Genomic DNA, 25,147 nt, shown 5'->3' on the forward strand with positions numbered 1-25,147 from the left:
CTCAGCGCCCCCTGGCGCGCGCGAGGACGCCGCGCATGCGTTCGTAGGACTTTTCGGGGGGCAGCGCCTTATCAAAGCCTTCCTTGCGGTCCGCAGGACGAATGGTGGCGTCGTAGCCGATCTTGGCGACCATGCCGCCGGCTTCCTGCGGCTCGGAGCGGTCGGCCGGCAGATCGGTAACAACAAGCACGTCGCGTTCGGCGCGCATGCGGGTGGACTTGGCCAGTTCGACCGCTTCGGTATCCCAGGGATCGACGTCGCTATCGACGATCGTGATGTTCTTGATGATGCTCACGGCACCCCAGCAAATGGCCATGGCGCGGCGGGCCTGACCGGGGCGCGGGTTGTGGATCTGCACCACAACATTGTTGCGGCCGGAACCCGAGGCGGTCACGGCCACTTCGCCGACATTGAGGATAGAACGGGCAAGCTGCGCCTTGAGGCTGGCGGCGATCGGAATCGCACCGAGATAGATATGTTCGGCGTGATAGCCCGGCTCGATCACCTGGAACATGGCGTCGGAACGCCGGGTCATGCGGTGGAACGTCGCCAGCACGCCCACGCCATAGTCCTCGTACATGCCGTGATATTCCGAGACATAGCCCTCCTCGATCGGCTTATCCGCATGAATAAAGCCTTCGAGGACGATCTCGGCATCGGCCGGCACCAGAATATCATTGCTGAGGCACTTGGTGACGCGCACCGGTTCGCCCAGCAGCGCGCCGGCGCAATGCATCTCGTCGTCACCGAGCCCAAGGTAGAGGCAGGCCGCTAGCTGGATGGCCGGATGTGCGCCGAGAACCACGGCAAAGGGCAGCGGCTTGCCCATGGTCGCGGCCTTGCGCGCCATGATCGCTAGGTGATGGTTCGGCGCGATGCCGATCAGCGCCTCGGTCGGGCTCAGGATCTTGAGGCGCGCATAGGATGCATTGCCCAGACCCGTTTCCGGATCGACCGCCACCATCATGCCGGCGCTGATATAGGGGCCGGTTTCCTTGGCAAAGAAGGTCGGCACCGGCAAGCGGGCGAGGACGCCATCGGCGAAATCGAGTTGCTGCACCAGGGCATTTTCAACCACGACCGGCGGCACGGGCCTTTTCACCGAAGCAAGCAGCGTATCCTGAATGGTCGCCGGCTCGACGCCGAGCGCCATGCCGATGCGCTTGCGGTCGGACAGAAGATTGCCGAAAGCAGGCATGTCCGAGCCCTTGATGCGATTGGCGCGCACGGCCATCGTGTCATGGGTCAGCGAGAGCAGAGCCGAAAGATCAAAGACCGGATCGATTTCCTCATCGACGATCAGAAGCTCGCCTTGCTCGGCCAGTTGCGCGAGCATCGTCCTGCAGGATTGATCCTGGCGGCCCACCGCCACATCAGCGCCAGCAGCCAGGCCGATCTTCGAGTTGTACAAGGCTGAAGACTGGCTGGCCGACATCGATAGTACCCGGTGCTCGATTGATTATTTGGTGAGCATGCTCGGTACGACGCGGGATGTGTAGCCAGCTACCGTTTAAGACTGGTATCGCGTTTGTTTAAGTGACCGCCAGGAGAATCGCGGCCTGCCGACCTAGACCGGCTCCGTTGCGCGGTCGCGGGTGTGCCAGTTTCCGTCGCGCCATTCGCGCACGGTGACGGTGATCATGTCGGCGGAAATGTCGATCAGGTTATAGGCGTTCGGCTCGCCCCTGAGGCGTGTCGAAATTGCGGAGGAGGCCTGAACCACGAGGATGGGCGCCACCACGGACTTGCTCAAACCCATCGGCTCGCCCTGGCGCGCGGCCGATTTCGTCTCGTGCTTGCGCACGTAGGAGAGGTGGAAATGGCCTGACAGAACCAGTCTGACGCCGAGATTGGCAAACACTTCCAACGCATCATCGGCACGCTTCACCCGCTTGGTTTTCTGGATCATCGGCTCGGTGGGAAAGAGCAGCGGATGGTGGGCAACGATGACGCGGACCGCATCAGGCGATACTGAGGCAAAGCGCTCCGCCAAATCTCCCAGCTGGCCGCGCGAAATTGTGCCGTGGCCCCAATTCCATTCGAGCCGCGCGCGACGCGAGGTACGCATACCGACCAGCGCCACCCCGCCCATCTCGACCACCGGCTCGAGGTCCTTGGCGATATAGCGCCGATAGAGCCCATAGGGGTTGAGGAAGCGCCTGAAGATATTGACCGCCGGCACATCGTGATTTCCCGGCACGGCAAAAATCGGCGCCTTGAGCTTGTCGAGAAATTCGCGGGCTTCTTCGAACTCGTCCTTGGTGCCGATCTGGGTAAAATCGCCACTGGCAACGATCAGGTCGGGGTTCTGTGCATTGATGTCGTCGGCAAAACCCTCGGCCAGAGCGGGGTCGTGATGGCCGAAATGCAGGTCGGAAATATGGAGAAGTTTCACGCGACCTCCACCGAAGCGGTGATTTCAGCCGGAACGATAACGGAAAGGGCCTGCGGACGAATGGCGAATTCCAGCGGTGTGTTCAATGTTTCCACCTCTCCGTCGAGCATCACCTTGATCAGGGCATGGCGGGTATCGATGGTGACGCCGGTGATGCTTTCCATCGAGAGGGCTTCATCATTCTGCCAGTTGCCCAGGATCATTCCAGCGGTGAGCCGGAGAAAATCCCGCACGTTGAGATGCTTCAACGAGTAGAGCGTCAGCGTGCCGCCATCAAGGCATTGCCGGGAAAAGAACTGACCTAGCCCCTCGTCATAGGCATTGCTTGCAACCGCCAGCGCCTGCACGCGCTCGATGCGACGGGCGCCTTCGGCCGTTTCGATAACCACTGCGAGCCGCTTGGCACGCGCCAGCCGCCGGAAAAAATAACGCAGCAATCCGATCTTGGCCGATGCATCCCGGCGACCGCGAATGCGTTCACGTCCTGCAGCGACCCCGGGAATAACGCCAATGACCACCTTGTGCAGAAAAATGCGGCCATTTACTTCGCCTACATCAATGCGATGCTCATGCCCGGTGACGAGGTTAGCCACGGCCTTGGGGAGATCGAGCGGCACATGAAGGTCTTTGGCCAGAGCATTGACGGTGCCGAGCGGCAGAATGGCGAGGGACTTGTTGGTCCCCACCAGCGCCTCGGCCACCGCCGTGATCGTTCCATCACCTCCCGCCGCCACAATGATCGACGCCTCGCTCGCCATGGCGTCGCTCAGCCGCGTCGACAGATCGCAGTCCGTCCTTGCATCTATGGTCGCGGTCAGATCGTTGGCCACGAACAGGTCGCGCAGCGTATCCTCCGATATGCCGGTAGCATTGGCTGTGCCCGCATTGGCATTGAGGATCACATAATATGATTGGTTGCTCACAGGTACCGCCCCGAGGGAGTATTCCGCTGGGGAACGTGCACGGGGCACATGCGTTGCGAGGAAACACGGAAATCCATGTTCGATAAGCTTCAGAACTCCCCCCACTATCGCCAGGTCTATGGCTTCGTCACCAGCGAATCCAAGCTGTTAGCGTCCATCGCGCTGATCAGCGGGCTGGTCCTCGCTTTTCTGCGCATTGCCGACGAAATGGTCGAAGGCGAGATGGAAGCGTTCGACAATTCCATCCTGATGCTGTTTCGCGACCCGGCCAATGTAGATCAGGTGATCGGCCCCAACTGGCTGCATGAAATGGTCCGGGACATCACCGCCCTCGGCAGCTTTGCCGTTCTTGGGCTCATCGTCGTTGCCGTTTGCAGCTATCTCCTTTTGGCGCGTATGCGGCGCGAGGCGCTGCTGGTCGTCATCTCGGTCATGGGGGGCACGATCCTCAGCACTGTGCTCAAGATGACCTATGACCGCCCCCGCCCGGACCTCACCGCCATGTCTCAGCAATTCACCGCCAGCTTTCCGAGCGGCCATGCCATGCTCTCGGCCGTGACCTTTCTTACCCTCGGAGCGCTGCTGGCGCGTCTGGCGCCCACAAGGCCATTGCAGGTCTTTGCCATTGGCGCGGCGGTCGTCCTCACCTTGCTCGTCGGGCTGAGCAGGCTCTTTATGGGGGTGCACTACCCGAGCGACATCCTCGCCGGCTGGTGCCTCGGCGCCGCATGGGCGCTTCTCTGCTTCATCGTCGCCACGCTGCTGCAAAGGCGCGGCGAAATCCGTCCGGATGGTGTTTCGTAAGGGCTCGGCCCGTCGTGTTGAATTGATGCCCGGCGCGGAAGTGCCTATCTATGCGCCATGGCTCCCAAGAAGAAACCTGAAGTCCCCGCAAAGTTCATTGCCGAGTGGACCCTGCCGCCCGCCGCAACGCTGGGCTCGTCGGTTCGCGCCCACGGCATCCTTCTGGAAATACGGGCCAAACTGCCTTCGGCGGTAAAGAAGTCGCTGAGCGTCGTGGCGAGCGCGCTGACATTACGGATGCCCGAGGGAGAGGAGGCTGCGTTCAAAAGCGCCTCCGCCGTCATCGAAAAAACCCTGAAGAGCATCGAAGATCTGCCGGTAATCCCGCGCGAAATTGAAGACATCCTGACCATCAAAACCTCCGAGCGGCACAGATGGTTGAAGGACGGGCGGCTGCCGAGTGCCGGTACGCGTACGGTCAAACTGCGTGGACGCGCGCGGAAAATAACCTTCCACGTCTTCGACCCTCGCCGCGTCGAGGAGATTCTCGACAAAGACCTGATCGACACCTGGCGGGAAGAAGACGCCCTGACCGCTGCGGAAAACCGGCGGAAGGCGGCATGGAAAACCAAGCTCGCCCGATCCCAGAAGGCCACGGCGAGTTCCCCGCCTCCGCAGTCAGCCGACACGGAGGGCGAGGAGCGCAAGAAACTGGCCGGCTGGGCAGAATTCGAGCGAGAAGGCTTGCTGCGCTAGGCTCAAAAAGCGTTCTGGTAGATCGTCAGGATTTCCGAGGGTCCCAGGGCGCGCGGATTGTTGTCGATCAGGCGCTTGATGGCGAAAGCCTCTTCGGCCCAGAGCGGCAAATCGTCCTTATTGGCGCCATGGCGCGACAGCTGCATTTCGATGCCGAGATCCCGGCACCATGCCAAAGCGCTGGCAAGAACGATGCGCTCGTCGGAATGGCTCGGCAGGCCCAGGGCCGATAGAATGGCCGCCGTCTTTTCCGGCCGCGCATTGGCGTTGAAGGCCAGGACATGGGGGAAGACGATCGCATTGGCGAGACCATGCGGGAGTTTTAGGCGGGTGCCCAGCGGATAGGCCAGCGCATGGCCGCCCGCGGTATTCACCGGGCCGAGGCAGACGCCGCCATAATAGGAGGCGAGCATCATGCCGGCGCGGGCTTCGGTATCGGAACCATTGGCGACGGCGCGGGCGAGATAGCGGCCGACAAGCTCAATGCCGAGGGTCGCATAGCCATCGATCAGCGGATGCGCCTTGATATTGGTGAAGGATTCCACGCAGTGCGCCAAGGCGTCGACGCCGGTGGCGGCGGTCACGGCCGAGGGCACCGAATAGGTCAGTTCAGGGTCAAGCACCACGATATCGGCCAGCATATGCCGGCTTTCGATCGCGAGTTTTGCGAGGGTTTCGGGATTGGTGACGAGGGAGCGAATGCCCGCCTCCGAGCCCGTGCCTGAGGTGGTGGGAACCTGGGCCAGCGCCGTACGGCGGCCGAGGACCTTGCCGACACCGACAACATCAAGCACGGACTGTTCGCCATCCCAGAGAACGGCAACGAGCTTGGCGACGTCCATGACGGAGCCACCACCGAGGCCGATCACGAGATCGGGCTTGAAGGCGCGGGCGGCAACGAGCACCGCTTCGACGGCCGGCAGATCGGGCTCGGGCGGAATGTCGATGTAGGTTTCGATAGCGCCCTTGAGACCGATGCGCGAGGCGAAGCCGACGGTGGGCGCCATGGCGACGACGAAGATACGACTAAAACCATCGGCCCATTCGGCGAGGTGCGAAATGGCGCCGGCGCCGATCTCAAGCCGCGCCGGTTGCACCAGCGTGATCGGCCGCGCCATGGAGAGAACGTGTTCAGACATGTTCCTCTCCTTCGAGCGCCGCCATTTTTGCCCAGACGAGATCGAGTTCGGCCGGGGTCAATTCGACGAGCGGCGGACGGACGCGGGTCCAGCCGGCATGGCTGCGGCGCTTGGCGAGCATGGCCTTGATAGTGGGGAGCTGCACATAGGCGTTGGAGAGGTCGCGCCAGGCATTGATGCGGGCCTGGGCGGCGTCGACCTTGGCACTCTGGGCGCCGTCGAACCAGTTGTCGAAGACCACGCGCAGGTGTTTGCCGATCAGATTGGAGCTGGAGGTGATACATCCTGCCCCGCCGGCGCGCAGCAGCGGCAGCATGAAGGGGTCGGCGCCGGCGAGGACGGAGAAATCCTGGAAAGCCCCAGCGAAGGCCTCCATGCTCTCGATCTTGCCCGAGGAATCTTTCACGCCGACGATGACGCCGGGAAAGGCTTCGCGGAGGCGCACGGTCAATTCGAGCGAGATGCCGATCTGGGCGATGGGCGGGATATGGTAGAGAATGACGCGCAGATCATTGCTGCCGACGCCTTCGATCAATTCGGCGTAAAAGCGGAAGAGGCCCTCGTCGCTGACGCCCTTGTAATAAAACGGCGGCAGGACGACGCAGGCTTTTACGCCGGCTTCGACCGCGTGCTTTACGAGCGTAATGCTGTCGGGAACGTTGGTCTGCGAGGTGCCGGGCAAGAGGCGCTGCGGATCAAGGCCTGCCGCGATGACCTTTTCGAGCAGGTCTCGGCGCTGAGCGATGCTGAAGGAGTTGGCTTCGCCGGTGGTGCCGAGGAGCGCGACGCCATCGCAGCCCTCTTCGATCAGCGCCTTGCAGTGGGCGGCAAAGGCGGCGTGGTCCGGTGTGCCGTCTTCGAGGACTGGCGTGGCGGAGGCGCAAAAGACGCCGGAAACGGGGAGGTTCTTGGCGGGATTCATCACTTCTTCCCCGAAACGAGCCGCCGCGCATAGGCGATGGCAGACTGCATATTGGTGTGGTTGGCCTTGCCGGTGCCGGCGATATCGAAAGCGGTGCCGTGATCGACCGAGGTGCGGTCGATGGGCAGGCCGAGCGAGACGTTGACGGCGGTATCGAAGGCGACGAGCTTGATCGGGATATGGCCCTGATCGTGATACTGGGCGACGACGAGATCGAAGGCGCCGGTATAGGCGCGGTGATAGACCGTATCGGCCGAGATCGGGCCGACGACATTGATGCCTTCTGCCTTGGCCATGGCGACGGCCGGGACAACCTGCAGGTCATCCTCATTGCCGAAGAGGCCGCTTTCGCCGCAGTGCGGATTGATGCCGGCGACGGCGATGCGCGGATTTTCGTAGCCGATGCGCTTGAGGTGCTCGTTGCCGGTGCGAATGGTCGCGAGTATGCGTTCGGGCGTGGCGCGATCGATGGCGGTTTTTAGCGACACGTGGGTCGAGACGTGGATGACTTTCAGGCGATCGGAGCCAAGGAGCATCCAGGCGGTCTTCTGGCCCGTCAAATGCGCCAGCATACCGGTATGGCCATCGTAATGATGGCCGGCAAGGTTCAGCGCTTCCTTGTTGATCGGCGCGGTGACGATGCAGCCGATAGTGCCGGCCTCGGCGTCGCGCACCGCTTTTTCGATGAAGCGGAAGGCCGCGTCGCCACCGCGCGGGTCAAGTTTGCCCCATGGGAGCGGACCGCCTTCGATGGGCAGGTCAACGACGACGCCATCGAGATCGACTGTGGCACCCACCGCGTCACGGGCTTTTTCGAGGGTTTCGCGATTGCCATAGATGCGGGTGCGGGCGCGTTCGTCGGCGGACATTTCCGCGACGGCTTTGACCGAAATCTCGGGGCCGACGCCAGCCGGATCGCCCATGGTAATGCCGATGATATCGCTCACGAATGTTCTCCGTCGATCCATCCCGCGGGGAGACGGACATATTTGATGGCGCGCCGGAAATAGGTGTAGGCGAGGTGCAATGCGCCGTCCTCCCCTTCCAGCAGATAGGGATAGGACAATTCCTTGTTCCGTCCGTCGACGGAATTGTTGGAAAGGCAGGTGCCGGGGCTGTCGTCGACAATGCGGCGCAGCGGCCAGGTTTTGCCGCCATCGCTCGAAACGCAGAGCGTCATCGGCGCGCGTGGCACGCCCCAGATCGGGGCACAGCCGCCGGAGGCGTCGGGTCGATCGTCGCCTTCTTCGATCTCGTCATAAAGCGAGACGCGGCGATCACTGGAGGTCACGGCCGAGGTGGGGTTGCAGAGCATCGCGAGACGCCCATCGGCGAGGCGAATGACGTTGATGGACGAATTATTGTTGGGCACATCGGTCGGCGCGGGGGCAGACCAGGTCTGGCCGCCATCGAGGCTTTCGGAGCGATGGACGAAATCGGACTGGCGGCGGCGATAGAAGGCGACCATGTGCTCGCCATCGAGCGGTACGATGGTCATATGGACCGAGCCGATCGAGCCGGGCACTTCGGACATGGCCCAGGTCTGGCCTTCGTCCGTGCTGATCGCCACAGCGGCGGTGTCGTGGCTGCCGTTCCAGCGCTGGCCGGGACGGGAGATGCAGCGGAACACCGGCATCATCCAGGCACCATCGTTGCGCTTGACGAAGCGGCCACGAATGAAGCTCCCGAGCGGCAGGTCTATCGTGCGCGGCTCCGCGCCGCTCAATGCACCATCGAGGACGGAAATATTGCGGGCGCGCAGCAGGCACTCGTCCTGATTGCCCGAGGGCTGCGCCGTGTGGAAGAGCTGCCACTGGCCGGCGCCATTGCGCCAGAGAACCGGGTTCTGTTCGGAGCGATCGGGGTCGTGGCTGAGACGCACCGCCGGGGCCCAGCTCTCGGCGCCCAATTTCAGCGTCGTACCATAGATGGAAATGTCGGACTTGCCTTCGAGCGTGCCGCCGAACCAGAGGCAGGCGAGCGTGCCGTCGTCCAGGCGCTCGATGAAGGCGGCATGATTTTGCACCATGGGCGAGGGCAGATATGCCTCCAAACGCCCATCGGCACCCGCCACTAAACGACCGTCCATACGGGCCGCAATTTCCTCCGGCGACATAGCTCTCCCCTTCGCTTGGTTGCGCCAAACTCCACACCTTCACACATGTTGTCAAGTTCATGTTTCGTGAATTTCACAACACCAGAAAACCAAATGTCATTTTTAATTATGATATTTCAATATGTTATGTCCATTCAATATGTTCATATGTAATCTCTTTCATTTTTGGTTTGACAACTAACACTCGAATAGAAAATAGTCCCAGCCCAAGGAAGGACCCTGTCCGTCCCCGGAGGAATTCGCATGAGCGCTCCCGCAGCGCCGCTCATGGCACCGTCAAGCTGCGATGGGAGGTTACATTGTTGCTCAAACCGATTCTGATCGGCGCCCTACTGGCATCCACGACCATTGCCCCTGCCCTGGCGCAGGCCGATACCGACATCACCGTGGTCCTGAGCGAAGAGCTCGATCTCGTCGAACCCTGCATGGCCACGCGCTCCAATATCGGCCGCGTCGTGCTGCAGAATATCAGCGAAACGCTGACCGAACTCGACGTGCGCGGCGACAAGGGCCTGACCTCGCGCCTGGCCGAAAGCTGGGAAGACAAGGGCGACGGCGTGTGGCAGTTCAAACTGCGCCCCGACGTAAAATTCTCGGACGGCACCGCTTTTGATGCTGCCGACGTCAAGCATTCGTTCGACCGCGTTTTCTCCGATCAGATCACCTGCGAGAGCAAGCGCTACTTCGCCGATACCGCGCTCACCTTTACCGTCGTTGACGATCTGACCATCGACATCAAGGCCGAGCCGGCTCAGCCGGTGCTGCCGCTGCTGATGAGCCTTGTCACCATCGTTCCCTCGGAAACGCCGATGGAATTCGTGCGCGATCCCATTGGCACTGGCCCTTACAAGCTGACCGAATGGACCGCCGGCCAGCAGATCGTGCTTGAGCGCCGCGACGACTATTGGGGTGAAGCTCCGGCCGTGACCAAGGCGACCTATGTGTTCCGCTCCGAGCCGGCCGTTCGCGCTGCAATGGTCGAAGCCGGCGAAGCCGATATTGCGCCACAGATCACTGCGGAAGTCGCCAACAACCCGGCAACCGATTTCAGCTATCTCAATTCGGAAACCGTCTATCTCCGCGTTGATAATCAGGACGCTCCGACCACCGATATTCGCGTTCGCAAGGCTCTTAACGCCGCAATCGACCGCGAAGCCTTTATCGGCACCGTTCTGCCCGAAGGCACCGAACTTGCCGTCGCCATGGTGCCGCCGACGACACTCGGCTGGAACCCGGACCTGAGCCCTCCGGCTTACGATCCGGACCAGGCCAAGAAGTGGCTTGAAGAAGCCAAGGCCGATGGCGTCGATACCAGCCTGCCGATCGAAATCATTGCCCGTACCGAAAACTTCCCCAATGTGACGGAAGTGGCCGAAGCGCTGACCGATATGCTCAAGGACGTTGGCTTCAATGCAAGCCTGCGCATGGTGGAAGTCGCCGAGCACGAGCAGTACTATTCCAAGCCCTACCCGGAGAGCACTGGCACGCGTCTGGTTCTCGCCCAGCATGACAATAGCCGCGGCGACCCGGTGTTCTCGATGTTCTTCAAATATGCGAGCGAAGGCACTCAGTCCGGCGTCAACGATCCCAAGGTCGATGACCTAATCGCCCGCGCTTCGGCTGCAACCGGCGACGAACGCGCCGCCCTCTGGTCCGAACTCTTCGCCTATGTTCACGATGAGATCGTGGCCGACGTCCTGCTGTTCCACATGGTTGGCCTCAGCCGCGTCAGCGAACGTCTCGACTTTACCCCGACCATCGCGACCAATCAGCAACTGCAGCTGAGCGAAATCGGCTTCAAGTAAGACCCGTCCCAGGGTTCACATCTGGAAGTGCCGGGGTTTCTCCGGCACTTCGTCACTTTCCAAGCATTTTCGGGTGACCGGCATGACCAAAATGATCGGACAGCGAGCGATCGCCAGCCTTCTCTCCCTTCTGGGGTTGATGATCCTGGTGTTCTTTCTCTCGCGCTTGACCGGCGACCCGGCAGTTCTTTTCCTGCCCATCGACGCCACCGAGGCAATGAAGCAGCAGTTCCGGACGCTGCACGGGCTCGATCTGCCGCTTATCGAGCAGTTCGCCCGCTATGTCTGGGACCTGTTGCATCTCGATTTCGGCGAGAGCCTGCGCAAGGCGCGGCCGGCTATCGATGTCGTGCTCGAAGCCTATGCCTGGACGCTGCCGCTGGCGCTGATCACCATGGGCCTCGTTGTTACCTCGGCCATTATTCTTGGCTCGCTTGCCGCGTTCAAGGTTGGCGGGTTCTTTGATCGATTGGTCTCGATCATCTCCTTGATCGGGGCTTCAGCCCCCGATTTCTGGATCGCCATTGTCGCGATCGTCGTCTTCTCGATTGGCCTTGGTTGGGTGCCCACCTCGGGCGTCGGCACGCCGCTGCACTGGGTCCTGCCCATCGCCGTGCTCTTTATCCGGCCGTTCGGCCTTGTCGTGCAGGTGGTGCGCGGATCGATGATCTCGGCGCTTGGCGCGCCCTATGTGAAGACCGCGCGCGCCAAAGGGGTGAAGAACCTGCCGCTGATTTTCGTGCACACGCTGCGTAACGGCATGCTGCCGGTGATCACCGTCATCGGCGATCAGGCCGCGGCCTTGCTCAATGGCGCCGTCATCGTCGAGACCATTTTTGGTTTCCCCGGCGTCGGCAAGCTGATGATCGACTCCATCCTGCAGCGCGATTTCAACGTGGTGCTGGCCGCCATCATGGTCACCGCCGTGGCCATTTTCATCATGAACATCCTGATCGACGTGGCCTATGGCCTGCTCGATCCGCGAATTCGTAACTAGGAGGCGATGATGGCAGACCTGTCGCTCGCCAAATCCGCTGCGCCCAATGTGCGCGGCCCCTCGCTACTCTCCATGCTGTGGCGGGACAAACTGGCCTTTACCTCGGCGGTCGTGCTGCTGATCATCGTCCTTTTTGCGCTGCTTGGGCCGACCTTGCTCGGCGAACTCGCGGGCGATCAAAACCTGCGCGGCCGCAATTTCCCGCCTTTCAGCTTTGATCGCGGCTGGGCTTTTGTCCTCGGCGGCGACTCGCTCGGCCGCCCCATGCTGGCGCGCCTCGTCGTCGCGGCGCATTCGACCATGATGATCGCTGCCGGCACGGTGCTCTCCGCCTTGGTGGTTGGGGCCGGGCTTGGCCTCGTCGCCGGCTATATGGGCAAGAACACCTCGCAGGTGATCATGCGGCTTGCCGACGTCATCATGTCCTTCCCCTCGCTGCTGATCGCCGTGGTCGTGCTTTATGTGCTCGGGCCATCCATCCCCAACATGATTCTCGTCCTCGCCATCACCCGCATTCCGATTTATCTGCGCACCACCCGCGCCGAAGTGCTCGAAGTGCGTGAGCGCATGTTCGTGCAGGCGGCGACGGTCATGGGCGCAAGCCATGCACGCATCATCCTAAGGCACATCCTCCCCGTGGTGGCGCCGACGCTGGTGACCATTGCGACGCTCGATTTCGCCTTCGTCATGCTGGCGGAAAGCTCGCTCTCCTTCCTCGGCATCGGCGTGCAGCCGCCCGATATCACCTGGGGCCTGATGGTGGCGCAGGGCCGGCCCTATCTCAACACCGCCTGGTGGCTGGCCTTCTGGCCGGGTCTGATGATCGTCATCACCGCCCTGTCGCTGAACCTCTTGTCCAACTGGATGCGTATTGCGCTCGATCCGGCCCAGCGCTGGCGCCTGGAAGCAAGGAAGACCAAGAATGTCTGAGCCCCTGCTGACTGTTCGCAATCTTTCGGTCGATTTTCACACTGCCCGCGGCACGGTCAACGCGGTCAAAAACGTCAGCTGGTCAGTCGGGCGCGGCGAGACCCTCGCCATTCTCGGTGAAAGCGGCTCGGGCAAGTCTGTCTCGGCCAATGCGGTGATGAACCTGCTCGATATTCCGCCGGCCGAGATCGTCTCGGGCGAAATTTTCTACGAGGGCGAAGACCTGCTTAAGGTCTCCTACGAAAAGCACCGGGCGCTGAACGGCAAGAAGATCGCCATGATCTTCCAGGACCCGCTGGGCCATCTCAACCCGGTCTATACCGTCGGCTGGCAGATCATCGAGATGATGACTGCGCATGGCCGCCCCGCCGACATGGCGCGAGCCCGCGCGATGGAACTGATCATCCGCGTCGGCATCCCCGAGCCTGAACAGGCGATGCATAAATATCCGCATCAGTTTTCCGGCGGCCAGCGGCAGCGCCTGATGATCGCCATGGCGCTGATGCTGAAGCCCGATATTCTAATCGCCGACGAGCCGACCACCGCGCTCGACGTGACCATTCAGGCCGAAGTGCTGGCGCTGCTCAAGGAATTGCAGGCCGAGACAGGCATGGCGCTGGTGCTGATCACCCACGACCTCGGCGTCGTCGCAGAAATCGCCGACCGCGTCGTCGTGATGAACAAAGGCGAGATCGTCGAGGAGGGGTCGGTCCGCGACGTCTACCACAACGCCAAGCACCCCTATACCCGCAAGCTGATCGACGCCGCGCCCGGCAAGGGCGAGATCAGGCTGCTCGATCAGGCTGCGCCACTGCTGCTCGAAGCCAAAAAGCTCTGCAAGACCTACGGCAATTTTGCCGCGCTGCAGGACGTGTCGCTGACGCTGGCGCGCGGGCAAAGCCTCGCCGTCGTTGGGGAAAGCGGCTCCGGCAAATCGACCCTGGCGCGCACCCTGCTCTGCCTCGAAGAGGCCGATAGCGGCGAGGCGCTCTGGAAAGGACGCGACCTGATCAGCATGGGGCGCAGCGAACTGCTTGGCGTGCGCCGGCAAATCCAGATGGTGTTTCAGGACCCGACCCAATCGCTCAATCCGCGCATGTCGGTCTATCAGCTGATTGCCGAGGGCTGGGACATTCACAAGCTCATGCCCGATCGCAGCAAGCGCCGGGCACGGGTGATCGAATTGCTTGAACAGGTCGGCCTTGATGCCGAACATGTCGATCGCTACCCGCACCAGTTTTCGGGCGGCCAGCGCCAGCGCATCGCCATTGCCCGCGCTCTGGCGCTCGAGCCCGAACTGATCATTTGCGACGAAGCGGTTTCCGCGCTCGACGTGTCCATTCAGGCACAGGTGATCGCTCTCCTCGACGACCTGCGGCAGCGGCTTGGGATTTCGTTCCTCTTCATCGCGCACGATCTCGGCGTGGTGCGCGATTTCGCCGATACCGTCATCGTGATGAAATCGGGAGAGATCGTCGAGCGTGGACCGACGGCGCAGATCTTTGACGCGCCGCAGCATCCCTATACGCAGCGGCTACTGGCCGCCAATCTCGACCCCGATCCCGATGTACAAGCGCAAAGGCGGGCAGCGCTCATCCATGCTTGAACGGGCGATCATAGCCGACGACCTGACCGGCGCATTGGACGCAGCGGCGCCCTTTGCCATGCGCGGCATTTCGACTGTCGTGGCGCTCAACCCCGCAGCCCTGCCCCAGGCCATCGCAACCGGCGCCCGCGTCATCGGCGTTTCGACGGACAGTCGGGAAATTTCGCCTAAGGCAGCCACAGAAGCTGTCCGCACAGCATTGGCCGCTCTGCCGGCCGGAACAGCGCTGTTCAAAAAAGTAGACTCCCGGCTCAAGGGTAATATCGAAGCCGAGCTGGAGGCCATCCCGCACCAGAAAAGCCTCGTCGTTCCGGCCATTCCGGCCTTTGGGCGCTGGATGAAGAATGGCCAGATCGGCGGCTTTGGCGTTGCCGAGCCTATCGATATTGCACGACGGCTTGGCCGGCATGCCGCAACCGCCATCGTGCCCGACATCGCCGATCAGGCCGATATCGAAGCTGTGCTGCAACAGGCATTCGACCTGCCGATCGGGGCGCGCGGCCTTGCCGAGGCGATGGCCAGGGCCATGGCACCCAATGCGCCTGAAGCCGACATCTCCTTCCCCGAAGGTCGCGCCTATTGCGTTATCGGCTCGACCGACCCGATCACGCTGACCCAGCTCGACCGGCTGCGCGCGGGCGATGCCGGCATCTGCTACGTCCCCGCGCCCAATGGGCAAGGCGCAATACCGGCTCGCCCAGCAAAACTGACCATCGTCCAGGCCATTCCCGGCCCATCCCCCGCCGACGGCAAAACCGTCGCTACCGCTCTTGGCAGGACCCTCGAAAACCTTTCCCCGCCGCCCGGCTCGCTTCTGGTGCTATCGGGCGGCGCCACGGCGCAGGTCATTCTCGAGCAACTTGGCATGGCCATGCTCGAACTTCTGGGGGAAGCCCTGCCGGGTCTGCCCATCGCGCGCGCCGGAGGCTTGACTGTCGTCACCAAATCGGGCGGTTTTGGCGATCCAGATACCTTGTCCACCCTATTCGCCCCATATCTCAGCGCCGGGAGCCTCGAGCAAAGCCATGTCGGATAGTCTCACGGGGCGGCGCAACCTTGCTGATACGGTTTTCGACCGCATCCAGCGCTCCATCAAATCCGGCGCTTATGCCGTCGACGAACGCCTGCCGACCGAGCACGCGCTCGCCGCCGAATTTCAGGTTTCCCGCCCGGTCGTTCGCGATGCGCTACAGCGCCTGCGCGACCAGGGCATGATCTATTCGCGCCGCGGCGCGGGCAGTTTCGTGCGCGAGCAGGGCATTCGCGAGCCGCTCGGCTTTGGCCAGATGGAAAACCTGTCCGATCTTCAGCACTGCTACGATTTCCGCCTGACCATCGAGCCCGAAGCCGCTGCCATGGCCGCGCAACGCCGTTCGCCCGAAGCCCTGCAGAAGATCAAGACGGCCCTCAACCTCTTGCGCGACGCCACCAATCGCCAGGCGCACCGCGCCGATGCCGATTTCATGTTCCACCTCAGCATCGCCCAGGCTTCGGCCAATCCCTATTTCGTCACCGCCATGCAGGCCCTCGAAGAGCACATCGCCGTCGGCATGCGTCTTCACGGACTATCCCTGCGGCGGACCAATGACGGTCTCGGACACGTGCTGACCGAGCACACAGCCGTCTTCGAAGCCATCAGCTCGGGCGATGCCGCGACTGCGCGAAAACTGATGCTGGACCACCTCGCCGGATCCCGCGACCGCCTGTTCGCTCCCAAGCCGTAGCGGCACGCCCGCGGCTAACCTGCGTTCAGACTCGTTAATTATAGTTGACTCATATTGTCATCTTAATTAGCTATGCCACCGCGTAGCCAGCAGCCAGTCATCACCAGCCAAGCCAGCCCCGCCTTTCCTTTTCCTGGGGGCTTTTGATGAACCGACCACTTTGGCCGGCTGGGCGCGTTCGCGTTCGGCCGACACCGTCCGCTTGCGCCATTCTCTTGGCAACGTCCCTCTTCACAAGTTCGGCGGCCCTGAGCCAGGCCACGGCTCAGACGACGGCTCCCGGACTGTCTTCCACGCAGATCACCTTGCTGGAACGTCTCGTTATTTCGGCAACGCGGCAAGCCAAACGCTTGCTTGAAGTGCCCCAGACCATCACCGTTGTTACCCAGGAAGACATCGAAAAACGCGTTGTCCGTGATATGCAGGACCTCGTGCGCTACGAGCCGGGTGTGTCCGTTGATCGCACGACCTCGATCACCAACCCTTGGGGCCAGCTCAACAGCTTCTCGATCCGCGGCATGGGCGGCAATCGCGTCCTCATGATGGTCGATGGCTCACGCATTCAGGAACGCATCACCGACGGCAGCCGTGATTTCATCGACACATGGAACCTGCAGGCAGTCGAACTCGTGCGCGGCCCCAATTCCGTGCTCTGGGGCGCCGACGCCCTCGGCGGCACGGTCGCCATGCGCACCCGCGATCCGGCTGATCTGCTCGACGGCCAGGACAAGAACTGGGCGCTCGAAGTGCGTACCGCCTTTGACAGTTTTGACAATTCCTGGCGCAAGCAGGTTACCGGCGCCTATGATTTCGGTGCCGTGCAAGTTCTCGGTAGCTTCGGGCATATTTCCTCGGAAGAAGCGAAGCTCACCAAGGGCGATCCCAATGGGGGGATTTGGAACAGTTGCACCCGCCCGGCCTACATTCGTTGCAACGAACTCTTCCCGGCCGATACCAGCGCTTACAACGCCCTCGTCAAGGTTGTGGCAACGCCAAATGACGATCACAAGATCACGCTGACCGGCGAATTTTTTGATCGCAACACGCTCATTCAGCAGATCTGGGATTCGAGCTCCACGCAGGGAGCGCCGACCGCCACGACCTACAACAGTACCGGCTATCCGCGCACGCTCGATATGGAACGATATCGCCTTGCCATCGAGCACGATTGGCAAGTGGGGGCCTCATGGCTCGACAGTGTGAAGTGGAACCTGAGCTATTCGCCACAGCGCCGGATAACAGAGAGCACGTCCTATCGCACTTACTCAAACCGTACCCAGACCGTCTATCAGTTGCGCGACTATGGCGAGAACTTCCTTGAAGCCGATCTGCAACTGGTCTCGTCCTTTACCGCTGGTCCGACGTTCCACACCCTGACCTATGGGTTCGACGGCGACTACACACAGACCAATTATGAAGGCCGCAACGAGACCTGGAGCTCGCTGACCAACGGCACCACCATTGCCCTGAATCAGGGTTTTTCGTTCCCCAAGACGCAGACGGTTCGCGCCGACTTCTATATCCAGGACGAGATCAAGCTGCTTGATGATCGCCTGACCATCACGCCGGGCCTGCGCTGGGCCAACTATCGCATCACCCCGGACGGCACCTATGCCGGCCTTGCCGGTTACACGCCACAGCCGGTCAGCAGCTCGGAGCTGATCAAGAAGCTGTCGCTGCAATACCAGCTCAATGAAGCCTTCTCGATCTACGCAGCTTATGGCGAAGGCTTCAAGATGCCCAACGCGCAGCAGCTGTTCCAGTCGAGCTCGGGTATCGGCAATTTCGGCTTTGTAAACCTGGTTCCCAATCAGAATCTGCAGCCGGAATCGGTTAGGAACTACGAAGTCGGCCTTCGCGGTGAGTTCGAACAGGGCTGGTTCTCGGTGTCCGGCTTCTACTCGAAGTATTCGAATTTCATCCGTGGCCTGCAAATTGCTCCCGGGGCAGTTCTGCTGCCCTCCGGCGACTGGTCGATGTACTGGTCCGATAACGTGGAAGCAGTCGATCTCTACGGCATCGAAGTCGGCGCCGAGTATGAGCTCTACGAGAACATCTTCGCTTCGGCCAACCTGACCTGGCAGCGGGGCACGCAGCAGGTCAGCTCCGGCACAGCGACCACGCCGTTCGATGGTGCCGTCCCGCTCACCGCCGTTCTCGGCCTCCGATACGAGATGCCGGAACATGGGCTCGAATTTGAACTGCTGACCACGCTGGCAGCGGGCCCGACCGAACGCGCATCGGCAAATGCCTTCAAGCCCGATGGCTACGCCCTCCTTGATGGCTACGTCACCTGGAAGCCGACCGAGAATGTGGAAGTCAACTTTGGCGTCCAGAACATCTTCGACACCCGCTACTTCCCGAACACGTTGACTGGTTACGCAAACACCGCAGCGGCCAATGTCGCTGCCCAGAACCCGCTCGAAGGCCAGGTCGGCCCCGGCCGGACCTTCAAGCTCGGCACCACAGTCCGGTTCTAAGGCACGCATACGGGACGCCCATGGGCGTCCCACTTCCTCTCGGAGCAGATGATGTCACAGGTTCTTGCCCAGTTTTGGCGCCTCATGAAGCTTTGCCTTGCCGGGCCTGGCGGAAAATGGAGCATCGCGCTTTTCGCCGTCATCGTCGCGCTCGATCTCGGCGGGGTCTATGCCACCATTCTCATTGTCAGCTGGACCGGCGCCTTCTATGGCGCCCTCGAAGCCATGGATGGCGCAGAAGCGGTTCGGCAGGTCGGCATTTTCGGATTGATCGTCGCTGCCAATTCCGCACGGCACCTCACGGGCCAATTGCTGCGCAAACGCCTCGAAATGCTCTGGCGCGGCCGCCTCACCTCCGGTGCGCTCGACATCTGGCTTTCCAACAAGGCCTATTGGCATATGGCCAATGCCACCTTTCCGCATTGGGGCGACGTAACCGGTGGGCCGCGGGGCTATGCCATCGACAATCCCGACCAGCGCATTGCCGACGACTGCCGGATTTTCATCACGTCGCTGCTGGGCGAAGCTCTCGACATGATCAGCCGTATCGTCGGGCTTTTTTCCTACCTTGCGCTCCTCTGGAGCCTCACCAATTTCCCGCTCTCGCTCGCCCCGATCGGGATCGATATCGAAATCCCCAATTACATGATCTGGGCCGCCTTCATCTATGTGGCGCTGGCGAGCCTGCTCACCCATGCCCTTGGCCATCCGCTGAAGGGCCTTCTGGTTGAGCAACAGCGCCGGGAGGCCAATTTCCGTTTTGCGCTGGCACGGCTGCGCGGCAGCTATGACGAGATCGCCATGAGTGCCGGCGAACGCGCCGAACGCCGCATTTTCGACAGCCGTTTCGCCGCTGTGGTCAGCAACTGGAAAAAGCTCGTCAATCGCGAGCTGATCCTGGGCTGCTTCACCTATCCCTTCAATCACTCGGTGCTGCGCATCCCGCTTTTCGTCGCCCTGCCCGGCTATCTCGCCGGCCATGTCGCCTTTGGCGGCCTGATGCAGTTGAGCACCGCCTTTTCCAGCGTGGTCACCAGCCTCTCGTGGTTCATCTTCTCCTATCGTGACCTCGCCGATCTCGTGGCCGCTTCATCGCGTCTCGACAATTTCCTTGAGGCCGCCAAGGCGGCGGGCGCCACCGGCCGCGACATCGTGCACGACACCGCCCCCGGCCCGGTCCTGTCTCTCAGCGGGGTCCGCGTCACCACGCCCGAGGGCCGTCGCCTGCTCGACGTACCGGAAATGGAAATCCGGCAGGGCGAGGCCGTCTGGCTCCGGGGCGCCTCGGGTCTGGGAAAAACGACCGTCATGAAGGCGCTGGCTGGGCTCTGGCCGCATGGCGTAGGCACCATTTCCTCGCCCGATGCCAGCATGACCTTCCTGCCGCAACGACCCTACTTCCCCATCGGCACGGTGCGTGATGCGCTTGCCTATCCGCGCGCGGTTGGCGATTTTTCGGTGGACGCGCTCGACGCCGCGCTCGAAAAGGTCGGCCTCAGCCACATTGCCGGCGTGGAGTTCGGCCGCTCGGATACGCGCACCGGCCACGGCCTTTCCGGCGGCGAACAGCAAAGGCTGGCGCTTGCCCGTCTCCTGCTGCTGCAGCCGCAATGGGCGCTACTCGATGAGCCCGCCTCGGCGCTGGACCAGACCGCGGAAGCCGCGCTCTTCGCCATGCTGCGCCGCGACCTACCTCAAACCACCTTCATCATTGTCGCCCACCGCCAGCCCCAGGGCCTTGGCGATGTGCGCACTATTGATCTCGCGCCCGGCGCTCTTTCCGCACCCTCCTCCTCTTCTCAATTGCCTGACGGTGTCCCCGCATGACCACCAATCGCCGTGAAATCCTTCCCGTCCCGCCCGCTTCCGTGATCCGCAAGCTGCCCGCCATGGGCGATCTGATGATCACCGCCAAGCAGAACGGCGCCACCCATGAACGCATCGGCACCATCGAGGCCGTCACCATCGAAGACGGCTGGCTCGTTTGCGGCGGCACCGCGCATGACAGCCGCATTGATCCCACCGCAATCACCACCATGATCGTCGACCGCACCTCGGTGATGCAGGAAAAGGTCTATCCTCGCATCGACTTCCGTCGCGGCGATGAAGTCCTCTTTAGCGTGGTCGGTTTCGCCGGCATCGAGCCGTTTGATGCCGCACTGGCCGAATTCGGCCCAGGCGCGCCCCTGCCGGAAGAGCCCAAGGAGCCCCGCGCCAAGCGCGTCGAAGCGAGTTTGGAAGATGCGGGCGCCCTTCCGTTGCGGGCGGCGCTCGATGCCGGCACCAAAATCTCCATCGGCTTCAAGCGCACCGGCTTTGAGCAGAACTGGACCGGCGTCATCGAGAGCGTCAAGCCGGCCATGGGCTTTATCAATGTCATGCGCCCAGACTTTCACCTGCATCTCCTCGGCAACTCGGTCTCGACCTGGAAAGACGGCGCGGCGCTCGACGCCGATGGCACCCCGACCGGACTGTCGCTGACGCTCCACAACGCGGCGGTTCCGGCATGACCACGCTGCATAGACCCGGAACCTGGATCGACGGCGCCACCGGGGCGCCCCTCACCCATGGCGAGGTTCTTGCGCGCATGGTGCATCGCCGCGTCGTGCTGCTGGGGGAAACCCACGACCGCTTCGACATTCATCGCTGGCAATTGCATGTCTGTGCCGGGCTCCTCGCCCAGCGCAGCGACATCGCCTTGGGTTTTGAAATGTTCCCGCGCCGTTGCCAGCCTGTGCTCGACCGCTGGGTGGCTGGGGATTTGACCGTTTCAGACTTTCTGGAACAAGCCGAATGGGAAACTGTTTGGCGCTTCGACCCCGAGCTTTACCTGCCGCTCTTCCACTTCTGCCGCCAGTTCCGCCTGCCCATGCTGGCGCTCAACTGCGAGCGTCCCCTCGTCACCCGTGTCGGTAAGGAAGGCTGGGACGCCATTCCTGAAGACGAACGCGATGGACTAACGCCCGCAGTGCCGGCCAGCCTCGCACACCGCCGATATCTCTTCGACACCACCGGCGGTAGCCGTTCCGATCGCCCCATTGCCGATGCTGCCGATCCCGGCTTTGACCGCTTCGTCCGCGCCCAGCAGACCTGGGATCGCGCTTTTGCCTGCAACATCGCCAGGGCGCTCGAAGCCGGTATCGCCGGCCAGATCGTCGGCATCATCGGCCGCGGCCACATGGAATATGGCCATGGCACACCTTTCCAGCTCGCCCAGCTCGGCGTGAACGATACAGCGATCCTCCTGCCATCCGACGAGGCCGGCTTCGCCGAAGATCGCCAAAATCTCGGCAACGCCCTCTTCCGACTTCCCGGGCCACCGGACCGCGCTGCGCCCAGAAAACTCCTCCCACTCGAAAAGACCATCAATGCGTAACCGCCTCTTTCCCACCCTCCTTGCACTCGGCCTTTTGTCCGCCCCCGCCACCGCCCAGGACGCTGCGCCGGCTCCCGGTCTCCCCGGCGGCGCCCAATCGCTCAACGAGGAACATGGCGACTGGACCGTCTCATGCCGCATCCAGGACACAGCCAAACTCTGCGTCATGTCGCAAACGCTGGCCGATAGCCAAAGCGGACAGCCGGTATTGTCCATCGAACTCGCGACGCCGGCCGTCGATAGGGCTGAAGGCATGCTGCTCCTGCCCTTTGGTCTGCGTCTCGCAGAGGGCGCAACGCTGAAAGTGGATGGCACGGTTCTCGGCACCAACTGGCCGTTCGTCACCTGCATCGCCACGGGCTGCCTCGTACCCATCACTTTTGACGCCAGCCAGATCAGCGCCCTGCGCGCCGGCACCGAACTCGTCATAGGCGCCCTCGGCGCCGGAGCAGGCGAGCCGATCGATCTCAAGATGTCCTTGGCCGGCTTCGCCCGCGCCGCCAACCGCTCAGTCGAGCTCAGCCTCTAGCGATACCCGCCTCGTCATGGGCGGCCGGCTTGCCAGATGCTTTGCCGGTTGCAGATCGGCTCGGCCATCCTGGTACTCATCAATAAAGACGATCATCGCTTGAACGGGCGGTCGATCTCTGCCGGGGCGAAATATGCGAAAGCTTTGTGCAGGATCTCGTTGGCCTGCCGCAGCTCCTGGTTCTCCCGTTCCAAAGCCTTCAAGCGCTCGGCCGTATCCGTGGTCACGCCGGCGCGCTGGCCGCTGTCGACCGCAGCCTTCCTGAGCCACTTATTGAGGGTGGGCCGAGCAGCCAATCTTGCCGGCAACCGAAACCACGGCTGCCCAGCGGGATGGATACTCCCCGCCATGCTCCTGCACCATCTGCACCGCACGGGCGCGCACCTCAACTGAAAACTTGTTCGTCGTCTTGCTTGTCATGCTCCTCCTTCCTCAAGAGTTGGAGCCTCCGGCAAACGCGGTGCGGTTCAGATAGCTGTGGCCCGCGGCAATGTAACCTCGGGTTGCGCCAGCCAGGCGTAGGGATCGACGTGGTTGATTTTGCAGGTTTCGATCAGCGAGGCGATGATGGCCTAGTTTTTGGCTCCAGCATCATGACCGGCAAAGAGCGCGGTATTCCGATTGAGTGCCATCGGACGGATGGTGCGTTAACGGGCATTATCGATCATCCCCTCGCGCGCCCGACATCCCTGGGGTCACGACGGGATAAGTGTCACCATCAGGCGCCCGCGCGCCGAGGCGGTATTTGGATTTTCTAGGCAGGGAGGAACTGGGCGCTTCCGTCTCGACCTGGCTGGCCTTGGCCCACACCCTACGGCTGCCCCACTGATGACCGAGTGCGCGGGTAGGCGACACGATCACCGATCCGGTCGGCATCGGACGGTGCCCCTTGGAGAAACCCGGGGATCCCCAGACTTGGGCCCTTGGCTCCGTTGATCGGTCGCGCCAGGCTCTCTGCATGCCCTCCTCATCCCATCTCAAACGCGCCGATTCCGTCATCAACATCCATCTCCGTGCGGCATGGAACCGCGCGGAGGTGGAAAAGCTCGATCAACAGAGTTCTGTCAGGATCGAGCAGAACATGCTGGACTTGATTCTAACATGTGACCCGACCCCAACCGGCCGTTATGCTTGCTGGTTGGCGCGCTGGCGAAGGCGCATGTGGCCGATAATGGGTCTAAGGGGCATGAGCTCGATCGAGGAGCTCGAAACGCTCACCTCCGCCTTGAAACGGTTCGACTCCATCCGCTCCCAACTCCTGCCGACCCACCGCGATATCAATCTTTACGCCAACATTGAAGAATTGTTGGCGGTAAAGACGGGCCAGAGGTCGCAGCATGTGCGCGAGGCGCAGGCTTCCGAGCGCGCAAGGGCTCTTGCTGGCAGCGCCACTCTTTTTTGCGAAGCAAAGTGGCGCCTCGTCAGACTGGACACAGCCGAAGCTGCCATTTGGTGGGGACGCGGAACGCGATGGTGCACGTCTTCCCGCAATGGCGAGGCTTTCGCAGCCTATCATGCGAAGGGCCAACTGCTGGTACTTCTGACGCCGACGGGCCGCTACCAGCTCGCAACGGACAGCGAAGAATTTCGGGACGCGGCCGACCGGCCCGCAAGATTGACCGGGGTTTTGGCAAGGGCACCTGCACCCTTGCGACAGATGCTGTTGCCCTCATCCGAACGCGACAGCATCCCCTGACTCGTTCGCAGAAAACAGCACCGTGGTGGAGGACTGCGGGCAGAAGGCCCAGATTGGCGGCGCACAAGCGCCGTGAGCCGGGACCCTAGTGCGCATCGCCCGGCACGCCTGTGATTGGGCGATCGATACTGGTGATTTCTGTCTGTTGCCATTAGGTCGCGGATTCTTCGCCAATGGCAACGCTCAGTCACTTAAATAGCTGCGTCGGCACGCGGCGGCCAGCGGCGTAGCTGGGTGCGACGATTGTCATTCGATCACAAATGTTCTAATGTATCAACATTCTGCGAATGGAGCAGCCAAGTGACGATCACCACATTGTCGAGTCGAGAATTTCAACAGAATGCCAACCAGGCGCAAAGGGCCACGCGCAGCGGCCCCGTCTTCATTACCAACCGTGGCAAGCCCACCCAAGTTCTATTGAGCATCGAGGAGTATCAGCGGATCACAAGCCAGCGCCGGAGCATCGTTGCAGCGCTTTCAATGCCGGGACTATCAGAGATTGAGCTTGAAACCCCTCGGTCGCGTGACTTTCCGCGTCCAGCAGATTTCTCCTAATGTTCTTGCTCGATACCAATGTGATTTCTGAGCTGCGCAAAGCAGGCGATGGTAAGGCGGACATCAACGTCGTCTCGTGGATCAACAGCGTTGACGCCACAAAGTTCTACGTATCAGTGGTAACGCTGATGGAATTGGAACTTGGGATCCTTCTGGTGGAGCGCCGTGACCCGGAGCAAGGCGTCAGGTTGCGCTTATGGATGGATCGCCATGTCGTTCCTGAATTTGCCGATCGGACATTGCCGGTCAATAAGGCGGTCGCCCTCCGCTGTGCCCAACTCCATGTACCTAACCCCTGCGCCGAACGGGACGGCCTGATTGCCGCCACTGCGTTGGTCCATGGTATGACGGTGGTCACGCGTAATCTGGCCGATTTCAAGCAAACCGGGGTCACCATCTTTAATCCCTGGGATCATCTCTCCTGACACGGCGCGGCGGAACGGCTGACTTTCCC

23 protein-coding genes, 2 pseudogenes and 1 other annotated feature are annotated in these 25,147 nt (G+C 61.9%); of the genes and pseudogenes, 16 read left to right on the plus strand and 9 right to left on the minus strand.

Annotated features, from left to right (window positions below):
* Nucleotide 1: 1 nt before the first annotated feature.
* From ASD83_RS10745 to ASD83_RS10755, 3 genes are all read right to left on the minus strand, one after another.
* Nucleotides 2-1,435 (minus strand): UbiD family decarboxylase, encoded by a 1,434-nt coding sequence (locus tag ASD83_RS10745; RefSeq protein ID WP_056310724.1) that lies wholly within the window; start codon nucleotides 1,433-1,435, stop codon nucleotides 2-4.
* Between the two features lie 132 nt (nucleotides 1,436-1,567).
* Nucleotides 1,568-2,395, minus strand: coding sequence for a metallophosphoesterase family protein (locus tag ASD83_RS10750; RefSeq protein WP_056310726.1), 828 nt, complete (start codon nucleotides 2,393-2,395; stop codon nucleotides 1,568-1,570).
* Entirely contained in the window at nucleotides 2,392-3,318 is a 927-nt protein-coding gene (locus ASD83_RS10755; RefSeq protein ID WP_244489143.1) for a diacylglycerol/lipid kinase family protein, read from the minus strand. The genes ASD83_RS10750 and ASD83_RS10755 overlap by 4 nt, the downstream gene beginning before the upstream one ends.
* A 75-nt stretch (nucleotides 3,319-3,393) precedes the next feature.
* On the opposite strand from ASD83_RS10755, the gene ASD83_RS10760 reads away from it, so the two are divergent.
* Entirely contained in the window at nucleotides 3,394-4,122 is a 729-nt protein-coding gene (locus ASD83_RS10760; protein WP_056312308.1) for a phosphatase PAP2 family protein, read from the plus strand.
* 57 nt (nucleotides 4,123-4,179) lie between these two features.
* Nucleotides 4,180-4,818 (plus strand): hypothetical protein, encoded by a 639-nt coding sequence (locus tag ASD83_RS10765; RefSeq protein ID WP_056310730.1) that lies wholly within the window; start codon nucleotides 4,180-4,182, stop codon nucleotides 4,816-4,818.
* A 2-nt stretch (nucleotides 4,819-4,820) separates the two neighbouring features.
* On the opposite strand, the gene ASD83_RS10770 is transcribed toward ASD83_RS10765, so the two are convergent.
* Genes ASD83_RS10770 through ASD83_RS10785 form a run of 4 tightly spaced genes read right to left on the minus strand, consistent with a single transcriptional unit; the run spans nucleotide 4,821 to nucleotide 8,995 of the window.
* Nucleotides 4,821-5,957, minus strand: a complete 1,137-nt coding sequence (locus ASD83_RS10770; protein ID WP_056310732.1) for an iron-containing alcohol dehydrogenase — start codon at nucleotides 5,955-5,957, stop codon at nucleotides 4,821-4,823.
* Nucleotides 5,950-6,879, minus strand: coding sequence for a dihydrodipicolinate synthase family protein (locus ASD83_RS10775; protein ID WP_056310733.1), 930 nt, complete (start codon nucleotides 6,877-6,879; stop codon nucleotides 5,950-5,952). Before ASD83_RS10775 ends, ASD83_RS10770 begins: the two co-directional genes overlap by 8 nt.
* Nucleotides 6,879-7,826 (minus strand): 4-hydroxythreonine-4-phosphate dehydrogenase PdxA, encoded by a 948-nt coding sequence (gene pdxA, locus ASD83_RS10780; RefSeq protein ID WP_056310735.1) that lies wholly within the window; start codon nucleotides 7,824-7,826, stop codon nucleotides 6,879-6,881. The genes ASD83_RS10775 and pdxA overlap by 1 nt, the downstream gene beginning before the upstream one ends.
* Nucleotides 7,823-8,995: a sialidase family protein gene (locus ASD83_RS10785; RefSeq protein WP_056310737.1), complete on the minus strand. Its 1,173-nt coding sequence runs from the start codon at nucleotides 8,993-8,995 to the stop codon at nucleotides 7,823-7,825. The genes pdxA and ASD83_RS10785 overlap by 4 nt, the downstream gene beginning before the upstream one ends.
* A 302-nt stretch (nucleotides 8,996-9,297) precedes the next feature.
* Here ASD83_RS10785 and ASD83_RS10790 point away from each other — a divergent pair, with 302 nt between their 5' ends.
* From ASD83_RS10790 to ASD83_RS10840, 11 genes are all read left to right on the plus strand, one after another.
* Complete coding sequence (locus tag ASD83_RS10790; protein WP_056310739.1) at nucleotides 9,298-10,800, plus strand: ABC transporter substrate-binding protein; 1,503 nt, start codon at nucleotides 9,298-9,300, stop codon at nucleotides 10,798-10,800.
* An 82-nt stretch (nucleotides 10,801-10,882) separates the two neighbouring features.
* Entirely contained in the window at nucleotides 10,883-11,797 is a 915-nt protein-coding gene (locus ASD83_RS10795) for an ABC transporter permease (protein ID WP_056310741.1), read from the plus strand.
* A 9-nt stretch (nucleotides 11,798-11,806) separates the two neighbouring features.
* Nucleotides 11,807-12,727 (plus strand): ABC transporter permease, encoded by a 921-nt coding sequence (locus tag ASD83_RS10800; RefSeq protein WP_056312311.1) that lies wholly within the window; start codon nucleotides 11,807-11,809, stop codon nucleotides 12,725-12,727.
* On the plus strand, nucleotides 12,720-14,333 hold the full coding sequence (locus ASD83_RS10805; RefSeq protein ID WP_056310743.1) for an ABC transporter ATP-binding protein: 1,614 nt from the start codon (nucleotides 12,720-12,722) through the stop codon (nucleotides 14,331-14,333). The genes ASD83_RS10800 and ASD83_RS10805 overlap by 8 nt, the downstream gene beginning before the upstream one ends.
* Nucleotides 14,326-15,369, plus strand: a complete 1,044-nt coding sequence (locus tag ASD83_RS10810) for a four-carbon acid sugar kinase family protein (protein ID WP_056312312.1) — start codon at nucleotides 14,326-14,328, stop codon at nucleotides 15,367-15,369. Before ASD83_RS10805 ends, ASD83_RS10810 begins: the two co-directional genes overlap by 8 nt.
* Nucleotides 15,359-16,057: a FadR/GntR family transcriptional regulator gene (locus tag ASD83_RS10815; protein WP_056310745.1), complete on the plus strand. Its 699-nt coding sequence runs from the start codon at nucleotides 15,359-15,361 to the stop codon at nucleotides 16,055-16,057. Before ASD83_RS10810 ends, ASD83_RS10815 begins: the two co-directional genes overlap by 11 nt.
* Before the next feature lie 146 nt (nucleotides 16,058-16,203).
* A complete protein-coding gene (locus tag ASD83_RS10820; protein ID WP_082561114.1) occupies nucleotides 16,204-18,537 on the plus strand; it encodes a TonB-dependent receptor in 2,334 nt (777 codons plus the stop codon).
* 51 nt (nucleotides 18,538-18,588) lie between these two features.
* Nucleotides 18,589-20,364: an ABC transporter ATP-binding protein/permease gene (locus ASD83_RS10825; protein ID WP_162249153.1), complete on the plus strand. Its 1,776-nt coding sequence runs from the start codon at nucleotides 18,589-18,591 to the stop codon at nucleotides 20,362-20,364.
* Nucleotides 20,361-21,047, plus strand: coding sequence for a hypothetical protein (locus tag ASD83_RS10830; RefSeq protein WP_056310751.1), 687 nt, complete (start codon nucleotides 20,361-20,363; stop codon nucleotides 21,045-21,047). The genes ASD83_RS10825 and ASD83_RS10830 overlap by 4 nt, the downstream gene beginning before the upstream one ends.
* Nucleotides 21,044-21,913, plus strand: coding sequence for a ChaN family lipoprotein (locus ASD83_RS10835; protein ID WP_056310754.1), 870 nt, complete (start codon nucleotides 21,044-21,046; stop codon nucleotides 21,911-21,913). Before ASD83_RS10830 ends, ASD83_RS10835 begins: the two co-directional genes overlap by 4 nt.
* Entirely contained in the window at nucleotides 21,906-22,442 is a 537-nt protein-coding gene (locus ASD83_RS10840; protein WP_056310756.1) for an invasion associated locus B family protein, read from the plus strand. The genes ASD83_RS10835 and ASD83_RS10840 overlap by 8 nt, the downstream gene beginning before the upstream one ends.
* 16 nt (nucleotides 22,443-22,458) lie before the next feature.
* Nucleotides 22,459-22,580, minus strand: a sequence feature (AL1L pseudoknot).
* Here the strand turns inward: ASD83_RS10840 and ASD83_RS10845 are convergent.
* Both ASD83_RS10845 and ASD83_RS20650 read right to left on the minus strand, forming a co-directional pair.
* Nucleotides 22,512-22,862, minus strand: a pseudogene (locus ASD83_RS10845) (transposase); the annotation flags it as partial. (Overlaps the previous feature by 69 nt.)
* A gap of 86 nt (nucleotides 22,863-22,948) precedes the next feature.
* Nucleotides 22,949-23,089 (minus strand): annotated as a pseudogene (locus tag ASD83_RS20650) (transposase domain-containing protein); the annotation flags it as partial.
* Nucleotides 23,090-23,400: 311 nt separating this feature from the next.
* On the opposite strand from ASD83_RS20650, the gene ASD83_RS10850 reads away from it, so the two are divergent.
* The 3 genes from ASD83_RS10850 (at nucleotide 23,401) to ASD83_RS10855 (ending at nucleotide 25,118) form a co-directional block, all read left to right on the plus strand.
* The gene (locus ASD83_RS10850; protein ID WP_056310758.1) at nucleotides 23,401-24,138 is read left to right on the plus strand and encodes a hypothetical protein; all 738 of its coding nucleotides are present in this window, start codon (nucleotides 23,401-23,403) and stop codon (nucleotides 24,136-24,138) included.
* A 300-nt stretch (nucleotides 24,139-24,438) separates the two neighbouring features.
* A complete protein-coding gene (locus ASD83_RS20655) occupies nucleotides 24,439-24,693 on the plus strand; it encodes a type II toxin-antitoxin system Phd/YefM family antitoxin (RefSeq protein ID WP_082561116.1) in 255 nt (84 codons plus the stop codon).
* Complete coding sequence (locus ASD83_RS10855; protein WP_056310760.1) at nucleotides 24,693-25,118, plus strand: type II toxin-antitoxin system VapC family toxin; 426 nt, start codon at nucleotides 24,693-24,695, stop codon at nucleotides 25,116-25,118. The genes ASD83_RS20655 and ASD83_RS10855 overlap by 1 nt, the downstream gene beginning before the upstream one ends.
* The last annotated feature ends 29 nt before the right edge of the window (nucleotides 25,119-25,147 follow it).

Source organism: Devosia sp. Root685 (genome assembly GCF_001427875.1).
GTDB lineage: Bacteria > Pseudomonadota > Alphaproteobacteria > Rhizobiales > Devosiaceae > Devosia.

What these genes read in the sequence shown, in the direction of transcription:
- ASD83_RS10840 (WP_056310756.1), top strand. Translation starts at nt 21,906, where the DNA reads ATGCGTAACCGCCTCTTTCCCACCCTCCTTGCACTCGGCCTTTTGTCC.
- ASD83_RS10850 (WP_056310758.1), top strand. Translation starts at nt 23,401, where the DNA reads ATGCCCTCCTCATCCCATCTCAAACGCGCCGATTCCGTCATCAACATC.
- ASD83_RS10830 (WP_056310751.1), top strand. Translation starts at nt 20,361, where the DNA reads ATGACCACCAATCGCCGTGAAATCCTTCCCGTCCCGCCCGCTTCCGTG.
- ASD83_RS10855 (WP_056310760.1), top strand. Translation starts at nt 24,693, where the DNA reads ATGTTCTTGCTCGATACCAATGTGATTTCTGAGCTGCGCAAAGCAGGC.
- ASD83_RS10835 (WP_056310754.1), top strand. Translation starts at nt 21,044, where the DNA reads ATGACCACGCTGCATAGACCCGGAACCTGGATCGACGGCGCCACCGGG.
- ASD83_RS10820 (WP_082561114.1), top strand. Translation starts at nt 16,204, where the DNA reads ATGAACCGACCACTTTGGCCGGCTGGGCGCGTTCGCGTTCGGCCGACA.
- ASD83_RS10765 (WP_056310730.1), top strand. Translation starts at nt 4,180, where the DNA reads ATGGCTCCCAAGAAGAAACCTGAAGTCCCCGCAAAGTTCATTGCCGAG.
- ASD83_RS10795 (WP_056310741.1), top strand. Translation starts at nt 10,883, where the DNA reads ATGACCAAAATGATCGGACAGCGAGCGATCGCCAGCCTTCTCTCCCTT.
- ASD83_RS10770 (WP_056310732.1), bottom strand. Translation starts at nt 5,957, where the DNA reads ATGTCTGAACACGTTCTCTCCATGGCGCGGCCGATCACGCTGGTGCAA.
- ASD83_RS10810 (WP_056312312.1), top strand. Translation starts at nt 14,326, where the DNA reads ATGCTTGAACGGGCGATCATAGCCGACGACCTGACCGGCGCATTGGAC.
- ASD83_RS10760 (WP_056312308.1), top strand. Translation starts at nt 3,394, where the DNA reads ATGTTCGATAAGCTTCAGAACTCCCCCCACTATCGCCAGGTCTATGGC.
- ASD83_RS10800 (WP_056312311.1), top strand. Translation starts at nt 11,807, where the DNA reads ATGGCAGACCTGTCGCTCGCCAAATCCGCTGCGCCCAATGTGCGCGGC.
- ASD83_RS10745 (WP_056310724.1), bottom strand. Translation starts at nt 1,435, where the DNA reads ATGTCGGCCAGCCAGTCTTCAGCCTTGTACAACTCGAAGATCGGCCTG.
- ASD83_RS10805 (WP_056310743.1), top strand. Translation starts at nt 12,720, where the DNA reads ATGTCTGAGCCCCTGCTGACTGTTCGCAATCTTTCGGTCGATTTTCAC.
- ASD83_RS10825 (WP_162249153.1), top strand. Translation starts at nt 18,589, where the DNA reads ATGTCACAGGTTCTTGCCCAGTTTTGGCGCCTCATGAAGCTTTGCCTT.
- ASD83_RS10815 (WP_056310745.1), top strand. Translation starts at nt 15,359, where the DNA reads ATGTCGGATAGTCTCACGGGGCGGCGCAACCTTGCTGATACGGTTTTC.
- ASD83_RS10785 (WP_056310737.1), bottom strand. Translation starts at nt 8,995, where the DNA reads ATGTCGCCGGAGGAAATTGCGGCCCGTATGGACGGTCGTTTAGTGGCG.
- ASD83_RS10775 (WP_056310733.1), bottom strand. Translation starts at nt 6,879, where the DNA reads ATGAATCCCGCCAAGAACCTCCCCGTTTCCGGCGTCTTTTGCGCCTCC.